Source organism: Streptomyces sp. NPDC006335, assembly GCF_040612795.1.
Classification (GTDB): Bacteria; Actinomycetota; Actinomycetes; order Streptomycetales; family Streptomycetaceae; genus Streptomyces.
In genome coordinates this window covers 111,755-134,580 of record NZ_JBEXQX010000010.1, presented here as the reverse complement: position 1 = coordinate 134,580, position 22,826 = coordinate 111,755, and the positions used below count along the sequence as shown (strand labels likewise).

Sequence of the window (22,826 nt, the reverse complement as noted above, 5' to 3'; positions counted from 1 at the left end):
CTGGGTCCGGCCCCACAGCCGTACGTACGTGCGCGCTCAGGCCGGCGGCCCGGCGCCCGGACGGTACTCCGGATCCCGCTCCAGGGTGACCGGCAGCGTCGCGAGGCCGCTGAGGAAGCTGGAGAAGACGCGCTGCGGCGGGCCCGTCACCACCGGCGTGCGGACCATCGCGCGCAGCGCCTCCAGCACGGCCGAGATCTCCTGGCGGGCGAGGTGGGCGCCGATGCAGAAGTGCGGGCCGTGTGCGAAGGACAGGTGCTTGTTCGGAGTGCGCGCCAGGTCGAAGCGGTCGGGGTCGGCGAAGACGCGCTCGTCGCGGTTGGCGGACACGTTCCACACCGTGACGACGTCGCCCTCCTCGATGAACTCGTCGCCCAGGAAGGTGTCCTGGGTCGCCGTGCGCCCACCGTGCAGCGCCGGTGTCGTCCACCGCAGGACCTCGTCGACCGCCGTGGCGGTGGCGACCTGCCCGCTCTTGAGCGCCTCCCACTGGGCGGGGTGCTCGACCAGGGCCTGCAACCCGCCGATCATGGCCAGCCGCGTGGTCTCGTGGCCGCCCATGATGATGCTGTAGCAGTTGAAGATGATCTCCTCGTGGCTCAGCGGGCGACCGCCCACCTCCTGCCCGACGAGCAGGCTCACGATGTCGTCGTACGGCTTCTCGCGGCGGGACTCCGCGAGTTCGGCGAAGTACAGCAGGAGCCCGTTGCGGGACGTCCAGGTGCTCTCAGTCGTAGGGGCGCCGTCCGTCGACGACAGGGCCGTCGAGGTGAGTTCGATGATGTGGCCGCGGTCGCAGACCGGTACCCCGAGCAGGTCGCAGATCGCGGCGAGCGGGATGTGGGCGGCCACATCGGTCGCGAAGTCGCACTCCCCCCGCTCGACGGCCTCCTCCAGCAGGCGCCAGGTGCTGCGGCGGACGCTGCGCACCACCACCTCGAGGGCCCGCGGCGAGAACGGCTTGTTCAGCACCGTGCGCAGCGCGGAGTGGTGGGGCCCGTCGGTGACCGCGAGCATCTTCCCGGCCGCCGAGTCGCCGCCCGCGAGCAGGGTGTCGAGGACATTGCCCCGCTCGGAGGTGTACGCCTCCTTGTTCTTGTAGACCGAGGCCACGTCGTCGTAGCGGGTGACGACCCAGAAGCCGGGGTGCCCGGCGGTCTCCGGCTGCCAGTACACCGGTTCCTCGGCGCGCAGGTGGCGCCAGACGTCGGTGAGGTCGTACCCGGCGTGGATCCGCGGATCGGCGAGATCCGTCGTCGGCAGGTCGTCCGGGCCGAGCCGGGGGAGGTCGTACATCGTCAGCTTCCTTCGCTGGAAGGGGTGTGCCCGGGGAAGAACGCCGTGGTCGCGCCGGCCGTCTCGCCGCCGTCGACGACGAGCTCCTGCCCGGTGACGAAGGCCGCCTCGGGCGAGGCGAGGTAGTGGAACGCGGCGGCGATCTCGCGCGGCGTCGCATGGCGCCGGGCGGGGATGCGCTCGTTGACCTCGGCGAGCATGGCGTCGCTGTACTCGGCGCGCTGCATCGGGGTGAGGACCGCGCCGGGGGTGACGCAGGCCGTGCGGACCACCGGGCTCAGCTCCATCGCGAAGGTCTGGCACAGCGAGGTGACGCCGGCCTTGGTCGCGTTGTAGTCGGCGTACAGCGGATATCCGCGCGAGCCGTTGACGGAGGCCGTGGCCAGCAGGACGCCGTGGCCGCGGCGCACCATGTGCGGGGCGGCGTGCCGCCACAGGGCGAGGACTCCCATCAGGTTGACGTCGATGGTGCGGCGCACGTCCTCCTCGGTGAGTTCGAGGACCCCGCGCCGGTTGCTGATACCGGCGTTGGCGACGACCACGTCGAGGGAGCCGTACCGCTCGTGGACCTCGTCGACCGCCTCCCGTACGGCCGACCAGTCGGCCACGTCGACCTTGGTCCAGGGGATGCCGTCGGTCGTCCCGCCGGGTCCAACCGGCGGGACGACGTCGAAGTTGACGACTCGGTCCCCGTCGGCGGCGAACCGTTCGGCGACCGCTTGCCCGATGCCGCTGGAGGCACCCGACACCACAATCGTGCGCATTGCGGAAGAACCTTTCCGTGAATCGGTGACGGGGCGCCGACTCGAGTCGGCGCCCCGTGCTGACAGGGACCGGGTGACCCGCGGGCCGCGTCCGATCGGAGGCCGATCAGACGAGGACGCGGTGGCTGCCGGCGGTGAAGTCGCTCAGGTTGCGCCGCAGATCGCGGCTCACGGTGAGTTTCTTCAACCAGCGGTCGGTCCCGTCGTAGCGGGCCCGGAACGCGCGGCGGCCATGCACGGCGCGGTAGTTGTCGACCACCAGCAGGGTGCCGGCGCCCACCACGACGTCCTGCTGGACCCGCTGCAGCTCCGCCATCAGACGGTCCAGGGCGGCCTCGGAGGCCGGGTCGTCCCCGGCGCACCGCATGAACGGCCGGTCCAGGCGCAGATACGGGGAGAACCGGTCCCCGAAGAGCACCGCCACCGGTTCCGGGTCGCTCACCATCCGCCGGGCCTTGGACAGGGCCGGATGGTTGGGGTCCCGGGCCTCCAACTGCCGGATGTGCTCGTCGTCCGGGAAGATGTGGAACCTCTTCTCGGACAGCAGGCGCTGGTCGTCCTCGTCGAGCCGTACGTCACGCACGGAGGCCACGATGGTCGGCACCCGGTCGTGGTTGCGCAGCCCCAGCAGGAGCAGGTAGTCGCAGCGCTGGGGGTGGAAGCCGTCCTCGGTGTGGAACTCCAGCAGCGCCGAACTCCCGTAGCCGCTCTGGCACTGCTCGTCCCCCGCCACGGGCAGCACGTTCTGCACCAGCCGGCCCTTCTGGAGGGTCGCCCAGCCGAACGGCTCCCCCAGGACCATGCCGCACAGCGCGAGGTAGAGGTCGTGGTCGCGGGTGCTCTTCTGCTCGATCGCCGAGGACCAGTGGTCCGGGGTCGGACCGACCTCGTCGCCGGTCGGGAACCCGTGGATCAGGCAGGCCGCCGACCCCTCGTCCCGGGCGAACTCCTGAAGGAACCTGCGCAACCCCTCCGGGAGCCGCTCCGGGGCGTGCCACGCGCTCTCGTAGAACTCGGGGAGTGTCGGGTCACCACTGGTGTCGCGCAGGGACTCCAGCAGTTCTTCGAGGCCCGCGATGTCGTCCGCCGTGAGCGTGTAGGAGGCGGGTGTGTCGGTGAGGCCGGGGGTGTCTTCCGCGGCGGTCATCAGGCGGCCCCGCTCGCGACTATGAGGCTCTTGGGCCGCATGTCCGTCCAGTTCTCCTCGATGTAGTCGACGCACGCCTGGCGGGAGGCCTCCGCGTGCGCGACACGCCAGCCCTCCGGTACCTCGACGAACGACGGCCACAGCGAGTGCTGGTCCTCGTCGTTGACCAGAACCAGGTACGTCGCGTCGGGGTCGTCAAAGGGGTTTGCCACTTCTTGCTCCTCATCCGTGAAACAGCCGGTTCCGGTCGTCCGGAACATCCGGTCCTGTGCGGCCCGGGGGGCCGCGGTCCTACTGAGAGGCGGTCCGGCCGAGCAGGGTCCCGGCCATGTGGTCCGCCAATTCCGCGGCCGTGGGGTACGTGAACACCTCACGGACGCAGAGCTCTTGGCCTGTCAGGACGGTGACGCGACCGGTCAGTCGCAGCGCCGTCAGGGAGTCGCCGCCCAGGTCGAAGAAGTCGTCGTGCGGTCCGACCGCCTCGGCGCCGAGCACTTCGGCGAACAGGTCGCACAGCAGCGCCTCCTCGGGGCTGACGGGGGCCTCGCGGACGCGGGACGCACCGTCCGGTACGGCGGGCGTCCGGCCCCGGCGCGGCTCCGCGGCGACCGCCGCGACGAGCCGCCCGATGCCCGCGACGGCCTCACCGACGGGCGTACCGGGCCGGTCGGCCGCCGTCTCCAGCAGGCCCAGGAGCTGTGCCGCGACCGTCTCGGCCTGTTCCGGCGAGACCAGGTCGGGCCGGTGGCTCAGCTCCAGGTACAGGCGCTCGCCGGGCACCGCCATCAGCTTCAGCGGGTAGTGGTAGGCGTCCCGTCCGCTGAACCCGGTGACACGGGCCGCGGTGCCGGGCAGAGCTGGGAGCGCCTGCGCGGAGGGGTAGTTCTCGAAGACGACGGAGGTGTCGAACAGACACCCCACCCCGGCCGAGCGCTGTATGTCGGCGAGTCCCAGGTGCCGGCAGCCCTCCAGCCGCGTCTGCTCCTCCTGGTGCCGGGCGAAGAGCGCCGCCAGCGGTTCCCTCGCGTCCCATCGCAGCCGTACGGGCACCGTGTTGATCAGCGGGCCGACCATGTCCTCGACGCCGGGCAGCTCCGGGGGCCGTACGGAGACGGTGGCGCCGAACACCACGTCCGAGCGTCCGGTGAGTCCGCCGACCAGCACCCCCCACACCGCCTGCACCAGGGTGTTGAGGGTGACGCCCTGCCCGCGCGCGGTCGCCGTCAGGGCGGCGGTGACATCGGCGGGCAGTTCGAGGAGAACGCGGTCGGGCAGTTCGGGTACGTAGGCGATGTCGACGTCCGGCGCGATCAGCGTCGGCTCCGTCACGCCGTCCAGGGCCTCGTTCCAGGCGCCCTGCGCGGCGGCGGGGTCCTGCTCCGCGAGCCAGCGCAGGTAGGCGCGGTACGACACGGCGGGCGCGAGTGCCGTGTCGTCGCCCCGTGGCGCGGCGGACAGCGCGGCGAGGTCCCGCAGCAGGACGGAGGCCGACCAGCCGTCGGCGAGGATGTGGTGGTGGGTGAAGAGCAGCGTGTGCCGGTCGTCGGCCATCCGGACCAGCGTGAAGCGTACGAGCGGTGAGTGCTCCGGGTCGAAGCGCCGACGGCGGTCGTCTTTCAGCAGCCGGTTCAGGGCGGCGTGCGGGCCCTCCGTGCCGACGCTGGTGAGGTCGGCCTCCTGCCACAGGACGGGCGCCGACCGCTGGATCACCTGCACCGGCCGGCCCGAGTCGGTCCAGGCGAAGCCGGCGCGCAGCGCGGGGTGCCGGTCGATGAGCGTCTGGCACACGGAGCGCAGCAGGTCGCGGTCGAGCTCGCCGGTGAGTTCCAGGACGAGCTGCACGTTGTGGACATCCACGCCGCCCGGGTAGTAGCGGGCGTGGAAGAGCAGGCCCTCCTGGAACGGCGACAGCGGCAGGACATCGGTCGGCGCCGAGCCCGCGTACCGCTCTTCGAGGCCCTCCAGGTCCTCCTGGGTGATCTCCGCCAGTACGTCGCTGGGGGTGAGACCGCCGGCTCCCGGCCTGCGGGTGTGCGCGACCAGGGCGTGCAGCGCAGCGGACCACGCCTCGGCGATGGCGCGTACGTCGACTTCGGAGAGCAGCTCCCCGGCCCACGTCCAGGTCGCCGTCAGGTGCGGACCGTCCGCGCGGTCCTCGGTGACGGCGTTGACGTCGAGGGTGTGCCACAGCGGCATGGCGCTCTGGGCGCCCGACACCACGGCGTCCTGCTCGGCCGCGAGCCCCCAGTCCGCCTCGCCCGAACCGGAGACCCGGCCCAGGTAGTTGAAGCCGATCTGCGGGGGCGCGTACCGGGCCAGTTCCGGACCGGTCTCCGGGTTGAGGTGACGCAGCATGCCGTAGCCGACACCGTGGTCCGGCAGTGCCCGCAGCTGCTCCTTGACCCGCTTGACGGCCCGGCCGAGGGCGGGCCCGGCGGCGCGCACCTCGTCCCAGTCGCAGATGGCGGGGTCGATGCGCACGGGGTAGAGGCTGGTGAACCAGCCGACCGTGCGCGAGGTGTCGAGGCCCGGCACGACGTCCTCGCGGCCGTGGCCCTCCAGATCGATCAGGACACAGGTGTCCTCGCCAAGATGCTGCTCGCGCCGGTACGCCCCGACGGCCAGCGCGAGCGCGGTGAGCAGGATGTCGTCGACGCCGGACCGGAACGCGGCAGGAACCGTCGTCAGCAGGCTCTCGGTGACCTCGGCCGGAAGGCGCACGGTGAGGGAGGACGAGGTGGCGTGGGTGTCGCGGGCCGGGTTCAGGGGCGCGTCGCTCAGCGGTGGGTCGCCAGCCGCCAGCATCTCCCGCCACAGGGGTAGTTCGGCGGTTCTGCGTGGGTCGGTGGCCGCCTCCGACAGCCGTCGCGCCCAGGTCCGCAGCGAGGTGGGGACGGGGGCAGGCATCGGGTCGGCGCCGCGTGCGGCGTGCTGCCACGCGGCCTTCAGGTCCGGCAGCAGGATCCGCCAGGACACCCCGTCCACCGCCAGGTGGTGGACGGCCAGGAGCAGCCGCCCCGGCCGGTCGGCACCGGCGTCGAACCACACCGCCCGCACCATCGCCCCGGTGATCGGGGCGAGTTCGGCGGCGGCCTGCGCGGACCGCTCCCGGACGGCATCGCGCAGCGCCGCGTCGTCCAGACCGCGCACGTCCTGCCGGGAGAGCAACCCCGCGGCCCGTACGGCTCCGGGACGGCGTACGACGAGGGACCACTGGCCGTCCGTCGTGCGCACCGACAGGCGCATGCGCAGCGCGTCGTGGCGGTCGAGCACCGCCTGGAGGGCGAGGGTGAGCGCATCCGGGGCGAGACCCGCCGGGACCTGGAGCAGTACCGACTGGTGGAACGCGTCGGAGGGGCCGCCGCGTTCGCGCAGCCAGTGGGCGATCGGAGTGAGGGGCAGCGCGCCGATGCCCGCGTCGGCGCTCTCCGTCACTCCACCCTCCTCGGCGCGGGCGACGCGGGCGAGGGCAGCGGGGCTGCGGTGGGTGAAGACGTCCTTCGGGGTGAGTACGAGCCCGGCCCTGCGGGCGCGGGCGACGAGCTGGATGGAGATGATCGAGTCGCCGCCGAGGTCGAAGAAGCTGTCGTCGGCGCCGACCCGCTCCAGTCCCAGCACGTCCGCGAACAGGCCGCACAGGGTCCGCTCCCGCTCGCCGCGCGGCTCCCGCCCGGCGGCCGGGGCCGGCTGCTCGGGCCGGGGCAGCGCCCTGCGGTCCAGCTTGCCGTTCGGGGTGAGCGGGAAAGCGGGGAGAACCAGGAGGTCGGGCGGCACCATGTAGTCCGGCAGGGTCGCGGCGACCGCGGTCCTGAGGGCCTCCGGGTCGGGCCGGTGACCGGCTTCCGCGACGACGTAGGCCGCGAGCCGGAGGCTGCCGGGCCGGTCCTCCCGGGCGAGGACCGCGGACTGCGCGACGCCGCTCTGGGCGTCCAGCGCCGCCTCGATCTCGCCGAGTTCGATGCGCTGTCCGCGGATCTTGACCTGGTGGTCGGAGCGGCCCAGGTACTCGACCACGCCGTCCGGCCGCCGGCGGGCGAGGTCGCCCGTGCGGTAGAGGCGGCTGCCGGGCGGGCCGAACGGGTCGGCCACGAACCGTTCCGCGGTCAGCGCGGGCCGGTTGAGGTAGCCGCGCGCCAGCTGGACTCCCGCGATGTACAGCTCGCCGGGGACCGAGGCGGGCACCGGCCGCAGTTCGGCGTCGAGCACATGGATGCCGGTGTTCCACACGGGCCGGCCGATCGGCACCGAGGCGGCGCCCGGTTCGTGGACGGCCGCCCAGTGAGTGACGTCGACGGCCGCCTCCGTGGGCCCGTACAGGTTGTGCAGCCCGGCGTCCGGCAGCAGGGCCCGCAGCCGGCCCGCGAGTTCCACCGGGAGCGCCTCCCCGCTGCAGATCACCCGGCGCAGTCCGGTGCAGTCGGCGGCGGTGGGCTCGTCGGTGAACGCCTGGAGCATCGACGGCACGAAGTGCACGGTGGTGATGGCGTGGCCGCGGATCGTCGCCGCCAGGTAGACGGGGTCGCGGTGCCCGTCGGGACGGGCGAGGACCAGGGCCGCGCCGGTGATCAGCGGCCAGAAGAACTCCCACACCGACACGTCGAAGCCGGCCGGTGTCTTCTGCAGCACCCGGTCCTCGCCGGTGAGCCCGTACCGCGCCTGCATCCAGTGCAGCCGGTTGGTGATCGCCTCGTGCGGCACGGCTACGCCCTTGGGACGCCCGGTCGAACCCGAGGTGTAGAGGACGTAGGCCGGGTGGCCGGGGCGCAGGGGTGCGCGGCGTTCGGCGGGGGTGAGGTCGGCGCCGGACAGGGCGGCGAGGCGTACGCGGGTGGCGTCGTCGTCGAGCAGGACGGCACCGGGGGCGCCGGCGAGGCTCAGCCCGCCGCGGGTGACCGTGGTGACCGGTGCGGCCTCCTCGCGCATGAACGCGACGCGGTCGGCGGGCAGCCCTGGTTCGAAGGGCAGGTAGGCGCCGCCGGCCTTGAGGACCGCGAGCAGGGCGACGACGAGGTCGAGGGAGCGCGGCAGCGCCACCGCGACCTTGCTCTCCGGTCCCACACCGCGTTCCACCAGCAGCCGTGCCAGCCGGTTGGCGCGGGCGTTCAGCTCGGCATAGGTCAGGGACTCACCGGGCTGAGCGGCTTTGGCGGCGAAGGCCGCGGCTTTGGCGTCGGGAGTGCGGGCCGCCTGGGCCTCGAAGAGTTCGGGCAGGGTGGCGTCCGGCACCGGGTGGGCGGTGTCGTTCCAGCGGGCGGACAGCCCCCGTTCGCCGGAGGTGAGCCAGCCGATCCGGCCCACCGGCGTGTCGGAGGCGTCGGCGAAGACCTCCAGCAGGTGCCGCAGCCGGGCGGCGATGTCCTCGGCTCCGGCACGCTCGTAGATGTCGGCCCGGTAGTTGACGTGGAGGCGCAGCCGGTCTCCGGGGGTGGCCACCAGGCTCAGCGGGTAGTGGTTGGAGCCGGTCGCCTCGTCGCCGAGGTGGGACAGGTCCGCGAGGCCGATCCGCAGCCCGGCGATCGCGTCGGCGGCAGCGTCCCCGGACGCCGGCGCGTTCTCGAAGGCGACGGAGGTGTCGAAGAGTTCGCCCGCTCCGGCCAGCCGCTGGACGTCCGCAAGCCCCAGGTAGTGGTAGGGGGTGAGGGCGCTCTGCTCGTCCTGGAGCCGGGTGAGCAGCCCCGAGAGCGGGAGGTCCGCGTCCAGGCGCACCCGTACCGGGACCGCGTTGATCAGCAGGCCGACCATGTCCTCGACGCCGGACAGCTGTGGGGGCCGCCCGGAGACGGTTGCGCCGAAGACGACGTCGCGTCGGCCGGTCAGCAGCCCGAGCAGCAGCGCCCAGGCGCCCTGGACCACCGTGTTGAGAGTCAGGCCGTGGCTGCGGGCGGTCGCGGTGAGGCGGGCGGTGACGTCCTCGGGGAGGTCGGCGACCACGACACGCGGCATGGCGCCGCCGCCCGCCGCGTCCGCGCCGGGCGCGACCAGAGTCGGTTCCTCGAAGCCGGACAGGGCCCTGCGCCAGACGCCCTCGGCGGCGGCGCGGTCCTGGCCGGCGAGCCAGCCGAGGTAGTCCCGGAAGGGCACCGCGGGCCGCAGCGCGGCGGCCGCCGCCTCGTCGCCGCCGCGCGCGTAGAGCTCGATGAGGTCGCCGAGGACCAAGGGCACCGACCAGCCGTCGAGCAGGATGTGGTGGTGCGTCAGGACGAGGATGTGCCGGTCCCGTGCCATCCGTACGAGGGCGAAGCGCACCAGCGGCGGCAGGGTCATGTCGAAACGGCGGGCCCGGTCCTCGGTGAGCGCCCGGCTGAGCCGGGCTCGCTGTTCGGCCGCCGGCAGGGCACTCAGGTCGGTGACCTGCCACGGTACGGCGACCTCACGGGCCACGAGCTGCACCGGCCGGCCGGACTTGCGCTGCTGGAAGGCCGTACGCAGGACCGTGTGCCGTCGCAACACCTGCCGGCACGCCGACTCCAGGCGCGCCGGGTCGAGGTCGCCGGTCAGTTCCACGGCGGTCTGGACGTTGTAGACGTCCACGCCGTCCGTGTCGTAGGAGGCGTGGAAGAGCATGCCCTCCTGCAGCGGGGTCAGCGGGTAGACACCCTCAAGGGCGTGCCGGGTGGCCGCTTCGGTGCCGCGCCGGGGCGCTTGCGGGCTCTGCCGGATCCCTTCCCGCGCTTCCCGGACTTCCCGGGTCCGCTGAGCCACTTCATTGGTCTGCTGAGTCACTACGGGTTCTCCCATCCCGCTACGAACTCGTCGAGTTCGTCCTGGTCCAGGGACACCAGCGCGTCGGCGAGCACGGCGGGCTCGGCCGGTGCGGCGGCGAGATCGGTGACGGCCGTGGCCAGTTCGGCGACCGTCTTGTGCGTGAAGACATCCCTCGGGGTGACACCGAGCCCGATCTTCCGGGCGCGGGTGACCAGTTGGATGGACATGATCGAGTCGCCGCCGAGGTCGAAGAAGCTGTCGTCGATGCCGACGCTCTCCACCGGCAGTACGTCGGTGAACAGGTCGCAGAGCGACTTCTCCAGCTCGGTGCGCGGCTCCCGGCTCTCGGCGCCCCCGGCGAACCCGGGGGCGGGCAGCGCGCCCCGGTCGAGCTTGCCGCTCGGGGTGACCGGCAGCGTGTCGAGGGCGACGAAGGCGGCGGGGACCATGTACTCGGGCAGGGCGGCGGCCGCGTGGGCGCGCAGCACGGCGGGTTCCACAGCGGCGTCCGGCGCGGCGATGACGTAGGCCACGAGCCGCTTGACGCCGGGCTGATCCTCGCGGACGTGGACGACGACCCGGCCGACCGTGTCGTGGCCGGCGAGCACCGACTCGATCTCGCCGAGCTCGATGCGGAACCCGCGCACCTTGACCTGGTGGTCGACGCGGCCCAGGTACTCCAGTTCGCCCTCGGCCCGCCACCGGGCGAGGTCGCCCGAGCGGTACATCCGGGTGCCCGGGGTGCCGAACGGGTCGGCGACGAAGCGGTCCGCCGTCAGGTCGGGGCGGCCCAGGTAGCCGCGGGCGAGAGCGGCGCCCGCGATGTACAGCTCGCCGGGGACGCCGGCGGGAACCGGCTGGAGCCCGTCGTCCAGGAGGTACACGCGGGTGTCGGCCACGGGCGCGCCCATCGGCGGGGCCTCGCGGCCCGCCAGCGGGCGGCTCATCGTCGCCATGACGGTGGACTCGGTCGGCCCGTAGGCGTTGACCATCCGGCGTCCGGCCGACCAGCGTGCGACGAGTTCCGGCGCGCACGCCTCGCCGCCGACGACCAGGGTCACGCCGGGCGGCAGCCCGTCCTCGGGCATCACGGCGAGCGACGAGGGCGGCAGCAGCAGGCAGTTCACGTCGTGCTCGGCGACCGTGCGGGCCAGCTCGGGCCCGGGCAGCAGCCGGTCGGCGGGGGCGGTGACGGCGCAGGCACCGGTGAGCAGCGCGGTGCACAGCTCCCAGACGGAGGCGTCGAAGCTGGGCGAGGCGAACAGCAGCACACGTCCGCCCGGGCCCGCGCCGATCCGGTCCTCCTGGGTGGCGACCATTGCGGCGACACCGGCGTGGGTGACGACGACGCCCTTGGGCCGGCCGGTGGAGCCGGACGTGTAGATCACGTACGCGGCCGACGCGGGGCGCAGCGTTCCGGGCCGGTCGGCGTCGGTGAGGTCACCGGGGTCGACGCCCGCCAGGTGTTCGCCGTCGACCAGCAGCATCTCGGTGCCCGGATCGCGGGGGAGGCCCACGGCGGTCTCCCGGGTCGCCAGGACGAGGGCGGGCCGGGAGTCCCGGAGCATGTAGGCGATGCGGTCCTCGGGGTACGCCGTGTCGACGGGCAGGTAGGAGGAGCCCGCCTTGAGGACGGCCACGGTGGCCACGACCGCCTCCGGGGAGCGCGGCATGGCGATGGCGACCCGGGACTCGGGCCCGGCGCCCCGAGCCACGAGCGTCCGGGCCAGCCGGTTGGCGCGGGCGTTGAGTTCGGCGTAGGTCAGGGTGTGTTCGCCGAAGACCACGGCCGGTGCTCCGGGCGCGCGGCGGACCTGGGCCTCGAACAGCTCCGGCACGGTCATGGCGGGCAGCTCCCGGCCGGTCGCGTTCCACTCCTGGAGGATGCGGACGCGTTCCTCGGGCGCGAGCAGGTCGACGCGGCCGACGGGCGTCGCCGGGTCGGTGGTGAACGCGTCGAGCACGCGGCACAGCCGGTCGAGCAGCGCCTGTGCGCCGTCGCGGTCGAACAGGTCGCCCCGGTAGTTGAGTTCGAGGCTGACGCGCTCGCCGGGCACCACGACGAGGCTCAGCGGGTAGTGCGTGGCGCCGGGCGCGGCCGTGTCGTCGACGGCGATGCGCAGTCCGGGAACCTGACGGCGCACCTGCGTCCGGTCGACGGGCGTGTTCTCGAACCCGACGACGGTGTCGAAGAGTTCACCGACACCGGTCCAGCGCTGGACGTCGGCGAGCGGAACGTGCTGGTGCTCGCTGAGCGCGGCCTGCTGGTCCTGGAGTCGCACCAGCTCGGCGCCGAGCGGCCGGGCGGGGTCGAGCCGTACCCGTACCGCGTTGGTGTTCATCAGCAGGCCGACCATCTCCGCGGCCCCCGGCAGCTGCGCCGGACGGCCCGCGACCGTGGCGCCGAACACCACGTCGCGGCGACCGGTGTGCCGGCCGAGGACGAGGGCCCAGGCACCCTGGAGCACGGTGTTGAGGGTCAGGCCCAGCGAGCGGGCGCGGGCGGTGAGCGCAGCCGTGCGCTCCTCGTCGAGACGGTGCGCGACGAGTTCGGGGACCTCCGCGGCGGCCGCGTCGGCGCCCGGGGCGACGAGCGTCGGCTCGTCCAGGCCCGCCAGGGCCGCCCGCCACACCTGTTCGGTGGCGTCGCGGTCCTGGTCCCGCAGCCAGCCGAGGTAGTCGCGGAAGGGCGCCGGGGCGGGCAGCGAGGAGCCGTCGCCGCCCCGCGCGTACATCGCGAACAGGTCGCGGAAGAACAACGGCAACGACCAGCCGTCCAGCAGGATGTGGTGGTGCGTCAGCAGAAACAGGTGACGGTCTTCGGCAAGGCGTACGAGGGTCACGCGCAACAACGGCGGACGCGCCATGTCGAACCGGTGGGCCCGGTCCTCGGCCATCAGCGCGGCGACGCGCTCGCGCTGCTCGGTGTCGTCCAGCCCGCCGAGGTCGACGTCCTGCCAGGGCAGTTCGACGCTCTCGGGCACGACCTGGACGGGCCTGCCGGACAGGAGCCGCACGAAGGCGGCGCGCAGGTTCGGGTGCCGGGCGACGAGTGCCTCGCAGGCGGCGCGCAGCACGGAGGGCGCCAGCTCACCCGTCAGCTCCAGCGGGCGCTGGGTGTTGTAGACGTCCACGCCGTCCTCGGCGAGCACCGCGTGGAAGTGCATGCCTTCCTGGAGCGGCGTCAACGGCAGTACGTCGGTGAGGTCCGGGAAGAGCAGGTCGAGTTCGGCACGCTCGTCGCGGTCGGGGGTGACGAGCGGACCGTCGTACGACCGCTGCCCCCCGGCAGACTCGGCGGGCAGTTCCCGGGCCGCCTCGGCGAGTACGGCGACGGTCCGGTGGGTGAACACGTCCTTCGGCGTGATCAGCAGTCCGGCCTCACGGGCCCGGGCGGCCAGCTGCATGGAGCTGATCGAGTCGCCGCCGAGGTCGAAGAAGCTGTCGTCGATGCCGACGTCCTCGGTGCCCAGCACCTCGGCGTACAGGCCGCACAGCACGCGTTCGGTCGCGGTGCGCGCTGGTCTGCTCGCGGCGCCCGTGGTGAACTCGGGGGCGGGCAGCGCCGCCCTGTCGAGCTTGCCGTTGTGGGTGAGCGGCAGGGCGGGCAGGGCGACCACGGCGGCCGGGACCATGTAGTCGGGCAGGGCCGCCGCCGTGTGGGCCCGCAGCAGCGTCACGTCCACCGTGTGTCCCGCCGCCGGCTTGGCGTAGGCGACGAGCCGGCGTACGCCCGGCCGGTCCTCGCGGACGACGACGCACACCTGGTCCACGCTCTCGTGCGTGGCCAGCACCGACTCGATCTCACCGAGCTCGATACGGAACCCGCGCACCTTGACCTGGTCGTCGGAGCGCCCGGAGAACACGACGGAGCCGTCCGGGAGGCGCCGGCCGAGGTCTCCGGTGCGGTACATCCGGGTGCCCGGGGCGCCGAACGGGTCGGCGACGAAACGCTCGGCCGTCAGGTCGGGGCGGCCCAGGTAACCGCGGGCGAGACCGGCGCCGGCGAGGTAGAGCTCTCCCTCCACGCCGACCGGGACGGGGCGCATCCGCTCGTCCAGCAGGTACAGCCGGATGTTGTCGGCGGGGCGACCGATGGTCGGCGCCGCCGTGTCGCCGACCCGGCCCAGCATGGCGTCGACCGTGCACTCGGCCGGTCCGTAGAGGTTGTACGTCGACAGGCCGGAGGTGGCCCGCAGTTCGGCCCAGAGCGCCTCGCCGACCGCCTCGCCGCCGAGCGCGAGGGTGCGCGGCCGGTGTCCTGCGCGCTCCAGGAGTCCGGCGGAGCGCAGCTGCAGGAAGAAGCTGGGGGTGGTGTCGAGCACGTCGATGGCGTGCTGGGCCACGTAGTCGGCGAGCGCGCGCGGGTCCTTGCGCACCTCGTCGTCGACCACGTGCAGTTCGTGGCCCGCGACCATCCACAGCAGCTGGCTCCACGAGGCGTCGAAGACCAGCGCGTTGGTGAGCGCCACCCGGGACGGGCGGCCGCCCGCGGTCTCGGTCTCCGGCGTGAAGAAGTTGGCGTGGTGGCTGTGGAACATGTTGGCGAGGCTGCGGTGCTCCACCGCGACACCCTTGGGCCGTCCTGTGGAACCGGACGTGTAGATCACGTAGGCGAGATGGGCGGGCAGCAGCGGGCGTACCCGGTCGGCGTCGGTGAGGTCGCCGTCGCCGGTCTCGTCGGCCTGGTCGGCGAGCGCCTTCTCGATCAGCAGCCGCGCCGGGCCGCCGGCCGGCAGGGCCGCCGCCGACGCCGTGTCCGTCAGGACCAGAGCGGGGCGCGCCTCCTCGAACAGGGAGCTGATCCGCTCGGCCGGGTACTCCGGGTCGACCGGCGTGTACGCCGCGCCGGACTTGAGGATCGCGAGGATCGCCACGACGGTGTCGGCGGTGCGGGGCAGCGCCAGCGCCACCAGGTCGTCCGGGCCCAGCCCCTCCGCCACCAGCCGGCGGGCGATCCGGTTGGCGCGCGCGTCGGCCTCGGCGAAGGTGAGCCGGATGTCGCCGCAGACCACGGCGGTCGCTTCGGGGGTGCTGCGGGCGCGGTCCTCGAAGAGCGCGGGCAGCGTCGTCGCGGGGTAGGGGCGGACGGTGTCGTTCCACGTCCGCAGGGTCTGGTCGCGTTCGGCCGGGGTGAGCAGCCCGATCCGTCCGACGGGGGTGCCGGGTTCGGCGACGACCGTCTCCAGCAGGTGCCGGAAGCGGGCGAGGAGGTCCGCCGCCTCGTCCCGCGTGAACAGGTCCAGGCGGTGGTTGAGTTCGAGGCGCAGCCGCTCGCCGGGGTACACGGCCAGGCTCAGCGGGTAGTGCGTGCCCTCGGGAGTGTCGTCCACGCCCTCCTGCGCGAGCGCGATCCGCAGACCCGGCAGGCCGTCGCGGGACATCGCGGGGTCGAGCGGGTAGTTCTCGAACGCGACGGTGGTGTCGAAGAGTTCGTTCACCCCGGCGGCCCGGTGGATGTCGGCGAGCCCGAGGTAGTGGTAGCCGCTGAGTGCGGACTGCTGCTCCTGGAGCCCCGCCAGCAGGGCGCCGACGGTGCTGTCCGGGTCGAGGCGCACCCGTACGGGCACGGTGTTGATGAGCAGGCCCACCATGCCCTCGACGCCCGCGACCTCCGGCGGCCGGCCCGCCACGGTCGCCCCGAAGACGACGTCGTCGAGGCCGGTGAGGAGGCCGATGAGCAGCGCCCAGGCGCCTTGCACCAGGGTGTTGGTCGTGAGCCCCCGGCCGCGTGCGGCGGCGGTCAGCTCGGCCGTGAAGGCCTCCGTCAGGTCGGCGGTGACGCGCTGCTGGCGGCCCGCCTCGCTGCCGGAACCGGCACCGGGCGCGACGAGCGCCGGCTGCTCCACGCCCGCGAGGGCGTCCCGCCAGGCGCACTCGGCCTCGCCCCGGTCCTGCTCCTGGAGCCAGCCCAGGTAGTCGCTGAACGGGGCCACCGGTTCGAGCCCGGAGGCGTCGCCGCCGCGTGCGTAGCAGCGGAAGACGTCGCGGACCACGATCGGCAACGACCATCCGTCGACCAGGATGTGATGGTTCGTCATGACCAGCACGTGTCGCTCGGCGTCGAGCCTCACCAGGGTGAAGCGAACCAGCGGGGGCCGCTTCATGTCGAAGCGGCGCTCGCGGTCCTCGGTGAGCAGCCGGCCGAGCCGGGCACGTCGCTCCCGCTCGCCGAAGGCGCTCAGGTCGACCTCGGCCCAGGGCAGTTCCACCTGGCCGGCGACGGCCTGCACGGCCTCGCCGGAGCGCCGCTGGAGGAAGCCCGCACGCAGGCTCGCGTGCCGGTCCAGGACCGCTGCGCACGCCATGCGCAGCGCCTGAGCGTCCAGGGCGCCCGTCAGCTCGAAGGGCGTCTGCATGTTGTAGAAGTCGACGCCCTCGCCGTCGTACAGGGCGTGGAAGAGCATGCCCTGCTGGAGCGGGGACAGCGGCAGTACGGCTTCCAGTGATCTCTGTTTCACTTCACATCCCCCAGTTGTGCTTCAAGCTCATCGAGTTCGTCCTGTTCGAGGGAGACCAGCGGCCTCCGTGGCAATGCCTGGCCCGGCGAGCCGGGGGTGATGTCCTGGGCGGCCTCGGCGATGGCCGCGACCGTGCGGTGGGTGAACACGTCGCGCGGCGTGATCGCCAGGCCCTCGGTGCGGGCGCGGCCCGCGAGGCGGGTGGAGACGATCGAGTCGCCGCCGAGGTCGAAGAAGCTGTCGTCGATGCCGACCCGGGCGACGCCGAGCAGTTCGGCGAACAGGGCGCACAGCGCTTCCTCACGAGCGTTCCTGGGCGCCCTGCTGTCCTCGGCGCCGATGAACTCCGGTGCCGGCAGGGCCCGTCGGTCCAGCTTCCCGTTGGGCGAGAGGGGGATCCGGTCCAGCTCGACGAAGGCGGCCGGGACCATGTAGTCGGGCAGGGCGGCGGCCACCCGCTCGCGCTGCCCCTCCGGGTAGAGGACGGCGCCCGGCTCGGGCACCAGGTAGGCGACGATGCGCGGCACGCCGGGCTGGTCCTCGCGGATGACGACCGCCGCGCGCCGCACGGCGGGGTCCTGGCTCAGCACGGTCTCGATCTCGCCGAGCTCGATCCGGTGCCCGCGCACCTTGACCTGGTGGTCGACGCGTCCGCGGTACTCCAGTTCGCCGTCCGGGCGGCGTGCGGCGAGGTCACCGGTGCGGTACATCCGGGTGCCGGGCAGGCCGTAGGGGTCCGGCACGAACCGCTCGGCCGTGAGCGCGGGGCGGTTGACGTAGCCGCGGGTCACGCCCGTGCCCGCGATGTACACCTCGCCCTCGACGCCGGGCGTCACGGGCAGCAGGCCGTCGTCGAGGACGTACACCCGCAGGTTGGCGCCCGGCAGACCGACCGGGACGGACGCGGTGTCACCGGGGTGGGTCGCTCGGGTGGTGGTGTAGACCGACACCTCGGTCGGGCCGTACAGGTTGTACAGCTCGGCGTCGAGGGCGGCGTGGAAGCGGTCGACGAGTCCGGCCGTGAGGGCCTCTCCGCCGCAGAACACCGTGCGCAGCGATCGGCAGCCGCGCGCGCCGGGCTCCTGGAGGAACACTTCCAGGGTGGACGGCACGAACTGGGCGACGGTGACGTTCTCCCGCTGGATCAGGGCCGCGAGGTAGCCGGGCCCGTGCCGCGTCTCGGGGTCCGCGATCACCACGGTGGCGCCCACCATCAGCGGCCAGAAGATCTCCCACACCGACGGGTCGAAGCTCATCGAGGTGCGTTGCAGGACGCGGTCGCCCGGTCCGAGCGGGAAGCGGTCCTGCTTCCAGTGCAGGTAGTTGGCGACCCCTTCGTGCGCGACGACGATGCCCTTGGGCCGGCCCGTGGAGCCGGAGGTGTGGATGACGTACGCCGGGTGCAGCGGGTGCAGGTCCGGGCCCTCGACGAGGGGTTCGGCCCCCGCGGCGGTGTCGGCCAACGCCCGGTGGGCGCCCTCGTCGACCACGAGGACGGGGTCCGCGTCCGCCAGCATGTGCCGGACGCGGTCCTCGGGGTAGTCGGGGTCGACCGGCAGATAGGCCGCGCCCGTCCGGTGCACGGCGAACAGGGTGACCAGCAGCTCGACGCAGCGCGGCAGCGAGACCGCCACGACTTCGCCGGGGGCCGCGCCCTTGGCGGCCAGCACCGTCGCCAGTCGGCCCGCCTCGCGGTCGAGTTCGGCGTACGTGAGCGACCGGTCGCCGTGCACGACGGCCGTGGCCTGCGGGGTCTCGCGGACCTGCCGTACGAACAGCTCGGGCAGGGTGGCCGCCGGGTAGCGGCGGGCGGTGTCGTTCCATCCGTCGACGGCCTGGGTGTGCTCGGCCGGGGTGAGCTGCGCGATGCGTCCGACGGGGGTCTGCGGGGCCGCCGCGAACGTCTCGAACAGACGCCGGAGGCGGTCGGTGATCCGGCGGATGCCGGCGGAGTCGAACACGTCGGTGCGGTAGGTGAACTCGAGGCGCAGCCGGGTGCCCGGCACCACGATCAGGCTCAGCGGGTAGTGCGTCGCCCCGCTCTGGTCGGCGTCCGTCTGGCTGATGTGCAGACCGCCCGCGGTGCTCCTGATGGCCTCACGGTCGATCGGGGCGTTCTCGAACACGGTGGTGGTGTCGAAGAGTTCACCGACTCCCGCGATCCGCTGCACGTCGGCAAGGCCGAGGTACTGGTGCGGGCCGAGCGCCGACTGCTCGGCCTGGAGGCGGGTGAGCAGACGGACGAGCGGTTCGCCGGGGCGGGTGCGCACGCGCACCGGCACCGTGTTCATCAGCAGGCCCACGATCTCCGCCACGCCGGGCAGCAGCGGCGGCCGCCCGGAGACCGTCGCCCCGAACACCACGTCGCGGCGGCCGGTGAGACCGCTCAGCAGCAGCGCCCAGGCGCCCTGCACCACGGTGTTGAGGGTGAGTTCGCGCGTCCGGGCCTCGGCCGTCAGCCGTGCGGTGAGGTCCTCCGACAGTTCCGCGACGGCCAGCCCGGGAAGCGCTTCCTCGGGTGCCCGTGCCGTGTCCGGGGCGGTCAGAGTGGGCTGCTCCAGACCGGTGAGCGCGGTCCGCCAGGCGTCCTCGGCGGCGTCCCGGTCCTGCGCGGCGAGCCACTCCAGGTAGTCCTCGAACGGCACGACCGCGGGCAGTGCGCCGCCGTCGCCGTCGCCGGCCGCCCGGTAGAGGGCGAACAGATCACGCAGGATCAGCGGCAACGACCAGCCGTCGAACAGGATGTGATGACTCGTCAGGACCAGGGTGTGACGGTCCGGGGCGTTGCGGATCAGGGTGAAGCGCAGCAGCGGCGGGCGCGCCATGTCGAAGCGGCGGCGCTTCTCCTCGGCGAGCAACCGCGCGGTCCGCTTCCGACGCTCGCCCGCGCCGCATCCGCTCAGATCCGCCTCGGCCCAGGAGATCTTCGCGGCCCGGGGCACCACCTGCACCGGCCGGCCCGACGCTGTCTGGTCGAACCCGGCCCGCAGCACGGCATGCCGGCGTACGAGCGCCTCGCAGGCCGTCCGCAGCAGCGCCGGATCGAGGTCGCCGCCGATGCCGAAGCTCTTCTGTACGGTGTACGCGTCCGCGCCGCCCTCGGTGAACAGTGCGTGGAAGAGCATGCCTTCCTGCAGCGGCGTCAGCGGCAGCACGGCCTCGATGCCGTCCTCGCCCCAGCGGGCATGCAGCCCCACCAGTTCCTCGGGGTCGAGGCTCGGCAGCGTGGCGCCAGAGGGGTCGGCCCCGGTTGCCGGCAGTTCCTCGGCGGCCTCGGCCAGCGCGTGTGCGGTGCGGCCGGAGAAGATGCTCTGCGGAGTGAGCGCGAGCCCGGCTTCGGCGGCCCGGGTCGCGAGCCGGATGGCGGTGATGGAGTCGCCGCCCAGGTCGAAGAAGTTGTCATCGATGCCGACCTCTTCAGCGTCCAGCACCTCCGCGATCAGCGCGCACAGCAGTGCCTCCCGATCCGTGCGCGGTGCCCGGCCGCCCGCCCCGCCTGCGATGACCGGCTCGGGCAGCGCACCCCGGTCCAGCTTGCCGCTCGGGGTGCGGGGCAGCTCCGGCAGTTCGACGACGGCGGCGGGGACCATGTAGTCGGGCAGGGTGGCCGCGAGGGCCGCGCGCAGGGCGGCGGGGTCGAGTGCGCTCCCCGAGGCCGGCACGGCGTAGGCGACCAGCCGCCGAACGCCCGGCTTGTCCTCGCGGACCAGCACCGTGGCCCGGGCGACGGAGGGCTGGTCCGCGAGGGCCGCCTCGACCTCGCCCAGTTCGATGCGGAAGCCGCGGAGTTTGACCTGCTGGTCGGAGCGGCCGAGGTACTCCAGGTCGCCGTCGGCGTTGCGGCGGGCGACGTCCCCGGAGCGGTACATGCGCGAACCGGCCGGGCCGAACGGGTCTGCGACGAAACGTTCGGCGGTGAGGTCGGGGCGGTTCACATAGCCGCGGGCCAGTCCGGCGCCCGCGATGTACAGCTCGCCGGGCACACCCACCGGCACCGGGCGCAGCGCGTCGTCGAGCAGCAGGACGCGGGAGTTGACGACGGGGCGGCCCATGGGCGGCACCGTGCGCCCGGTGAGCGGTGCGCTCATCGTCGCGATGACGGTGGACTCGGTGGGCCCATAGGCGTTGACCATCCGGCGTCCGGCGGACCACCGCTCGACGAGGTCGGGGGCGCAGGCCTCCGCGCCGACGACGAGGGTGACGCCTTCGGGGAGTCCGTCCTCGGGCATGACCGCCAGGGCCGACGGCGCGAGCAGAAGGCAGGTGACGCCGGCCTCCGCGACGAGGGCGGCCAGTGCGGCCCCGGGCAGCAGTCTGTCCTGCTCGGCGACCACCGCGCAGCCGCCGGTCATCAGCGCCGTGCACAGCTCCCACACGGAAGCGTCGAACCCGGGCGACGCGAACAGCAGCACGCGTTCGTGCTCCCGCAGCCCCAGCACCTCCTTCTGGCTCGCCAGCAGGCTCGGCACCCCGGCGTGCGGCACCACGACGCCCTTGGGGACGCCGGTCGACCCCGAGGTGTAGATGGCGTAGGCGGCGTCCTGGGGGTGCAGCGGCCGGGTGCGCTCGGCGTTGGTGACGTCGCAGCTGTCGCCGCCGTCCAGGAGTGGCAGGCCGTCGACGCGGAGGAGTTCGGCCCCGGTGTCGTCCGGCAGCCCGGCCCCGCTCTCGCCGGCGGTCAGTACCAGCGCGGGCCGCGCGTCCCGCAGTACATGCGCGATGCGGTCGGCCGGATAGCCGATGTCGACCGGCAGATAGGCGGCACCCGCCTTCAGTACGGCGAGGAAGGCGACCACGGCCTCGACGCCGCGCGGCATGGCGACGGCGACGAAGCGGCCGGGGCCCGCGCCGCGTCCGACGAGGATCCGCGCCAGCCGGTTGGCCCGTGCGTTCAGCCCGGCGTAGTCGAGCGTCGTACCCGCGTGGCGCACGGCGTCGGCGTGTGGGGTCCTGCGGGCCTGGGCCTCGAAGAGTTCGGGCAGGGTGGTGGCCGGGACCTGCCGTTCGGTGTCGTTCCACGCGCGCAGCACCCGCGTCCGCTCGGCGCCGGAGGTCAGCTCGATCCGGCCGAGGGGCAGGTCGCCGTCCGCCGCCGCGAGGGCACGCAGGTAGTCGACGAAGCGCCGCAGGTGGGCGTCGACGTCGTCCTGCGTGTAGCGGCCTGGGTTGGCTTCGAAGTCGACCAGCAGGACCTCGCCGCCGGGCCCCCTGCGGACGCTGATGTTGAGGTCGAGGACCGTGCCGCCGGGCAGCGGGTGCGGGAAGGTCGGGTGCCCGCCGAACCGCAGATCGCCGCGGGTGGGCAGGACGTTGACGACGATGCCGAAAAGGTGCCTGTCCTCGCGTACGAGGTCGAGCTCCCGCCGCAGTTCCTCGTACGGGTAGCACTGGTGGACCAGGAGGTCGCCCAGCCGCCGCGACACCTGGGCCAGCAGCTCGGTTCGCGTCGCCGCCGGGTCGACGGTGACGCGCAGCGGGAGCTGGTTGGCGAGCATGCCGGGCACGGACTGCGTCTCGGGGCCGCGCCGCGCGGTCACCGGCACGCCGAGGGTGATGTCGCGGACGCCGGTCATACCGTGCAGGTACGCGGCCACGGCGGCGATCACCGGCACCGTCCAGGGAGTGCGGGCGGCCCGCCCCGCACCGCGCAGCGCGGCCATGTCGGCCTCGGTCAGCGCGACCGTACGGGAGACGGCGCCCCGCGCCGCGTGGTCCGCCGGCGCCTCGGAGAGGCTCACCGGCTCCCGGTTGCCGGCGAAGCGCTCGGTCCAGTAGGTGCGGTCGCGGGCGTACTGTTCGGCGGATCGGTACGCCGCCTCGTCGTCGATCAGTGTCCGCAGCGAGCCGAGTGGGGTGCCCCCGGCGGGCTCCCCGCGGACGGCGGCAGCGTAGAGCTCGGCGACGCGGCGGGTGAACACGACGCCGCCGAACGCGTCCGTGAGGATGTGGTGGCAGCGGCGGTACCAGAGGAACCGCTCGTCGCCGATCTTCAGCAGCGCGTCCCGGGAGAGGGCGTCCCGCGCGAGGTCGAGGGGTGTTTCGCGGTCTCGGTCCATCCACGCGAGCGCGGCGTCCAGGCGATCGGCGAGCGTGTCCGACGAACCGGCGCCACCGCCTTTGGTGAGGTCCAGGGTCTCCAGCGGCGGGGTCCCGGTCGCGGTCATTCGCTGGACCGGCCCGTCGGGTCCCTCGGTGAGGCGCACGGCGTAGCTGCCGCACTCGGCCTCCGCCCGCCGGATCGCCTCGCGCAGCAGGCCCGCGTCCACGGAGCCGTGGATGTCGAGGTAGTGCGCCGAGTTGAACACGGTGGCGGCGGGGTTGAAGCGCTGCGCGAGCCACACTCCGTACTGGGCTGTGGTCAGCGGGAGCTCCGTGCCCTCCGCGCCATGCGAACTCATCCGACTCCGACCACCTTTCCGACCAACTCACCTGCGTCTGCGTCGTATCGATGCT

7 protein-coding genes are annotated in these 22,826 nt (G+C 73.4%); all 7 read right to left on the bottom strand.

Annotation, left to right across the window (positions count from 1 at the left end; translation table 11 throughout):
- Positions 1-36 precede the first annotated feature (36 nt).
- The 7 genes from ABZ098_RS26765 to ABZ098_RS26735 all read right to left on the bottom strand — a co-directional run bounded on the left by ABZ098_RS26765 (position 37) and on the right by ABZ098_RS26735 (position 22,771).
- Positions 37-1,296 (bottom strand): cytochrome P450, encoded by a 1,260-nt coding sequence (locus ABZ098_RS26765; RefSeq protein WP_356595251.1) that lies wholly within the window; start codon positions 1,294-1,296, stop codon positions 37-39.
- Between the two features lie 2 nt (positions 1,297-1,298).
- The gene (locus tag ABZ098_RS26760) at positions 1,299-2,060 is read right to left on the bottom strand and encodes an SDR family oxidoreductase (protein WP_356595249.1); all 762 of its coding nucleotides are present in this window, start codon (positions 2,058-2,060) and stop codon (positions 1,299-1,301) included.
- 106 nt (positions 2,061-2,166) lie between these two features.
- Positions 2,167-3,207, bottom strand: a complete 1,041-nt coding sequence (gene gntD, locus ABZ098_RS26755) for a guanitoxin biosynthesis L-enduracididine beta-hydroxylase GntD (RefSeq protein WP_356595247.1) — start codon at positions 3,205-3,207, stop codon at positions 2,167-2,169.
- Positions 3,207-3,419, bottom strand: coding sequence for an MbtH family protein (locus ABZ098_RS26750; protein ID WP_356595245.1), 213 nt, complete (start codon positions 3,417-3,419; stop codon positions 3,207-3,209). Before ABZ098_RS26750 ends, gntD begins: the two co-directional genes overlap by 1 nt.
- Before the next feature lie 79 nt (positions 3,420-3,498).
- Positions 3,499-9,930, bottom strand: a complete 6,432-nt coding sequence (locus tag ABZ098_RS26745) for an amino acid adenylation domain-containing protein (RefSeq protein WP_356595243.1) — start codon at positions 9,928-9,930, stop codon at positions 3,499-3,501.
- A complete protein-coding gene (locus ABZ098_RS26740; protein WP_356595241.1) occupies positions 9,930-16,373 on the bottom strand; it encodes an amino acid adenylation domain-containing protein in 6,444 nt (2,147 codons plus the stop codon). Before ABZ098_RS26740 ends, ABZ098_RS26745 begins: the two co-directional genes overlap by 1 nt.
- On the bottom strand, positions 16,370-22,771 hold the full coding sequence (locus ABZ098_RS26735; RefSeq protein WP_356595239.1) for an amino acid adenylation domain-containing protein: 6,402 nt from the start codon (positions 22,769-22,771) through the stop codon (positions 16,370-16,372). Before ABZ098_RS26735 ends, ABZ098_RS26740 begins: the two co-directional genes overlap by 4 nt.
- Positions 22,772-22,826 lie beyond the last annotated feature (55 nt).

Bases quoted from the DNA above. Each gene is read 5' to 3' on its own strand.
- ABZ098_RS26765 (WP_356595251.1), bottom strand. From the start codon at position 1,296: ATGTACGACCTCCCCCGGCTCGGCCCGGACGACCTGCCGACGACGGAT.
- ABZ098_RS26760 (WP_356595249.1), bottom strand. From the start codon at position 2,060: ATGCGCACGATTGTGGTGTCGGGTGCCTCCAGCGGCATCGGGCAAGCG.
- gntD (WP_356595247.1), bottom strand. From the start codon at position 3,207: ATGACCGCCGCGGAAGACACCCCCGGCCTCACCGACACACCCGCCTCC.
- ABZ098_RS26735 (WP_356595239.1), bottom strand. From the start codon at position 22,771: ATGAGTTCGCATGGCGCGGAGGGCACGGAGCTCCCGCTGACCACAGCC.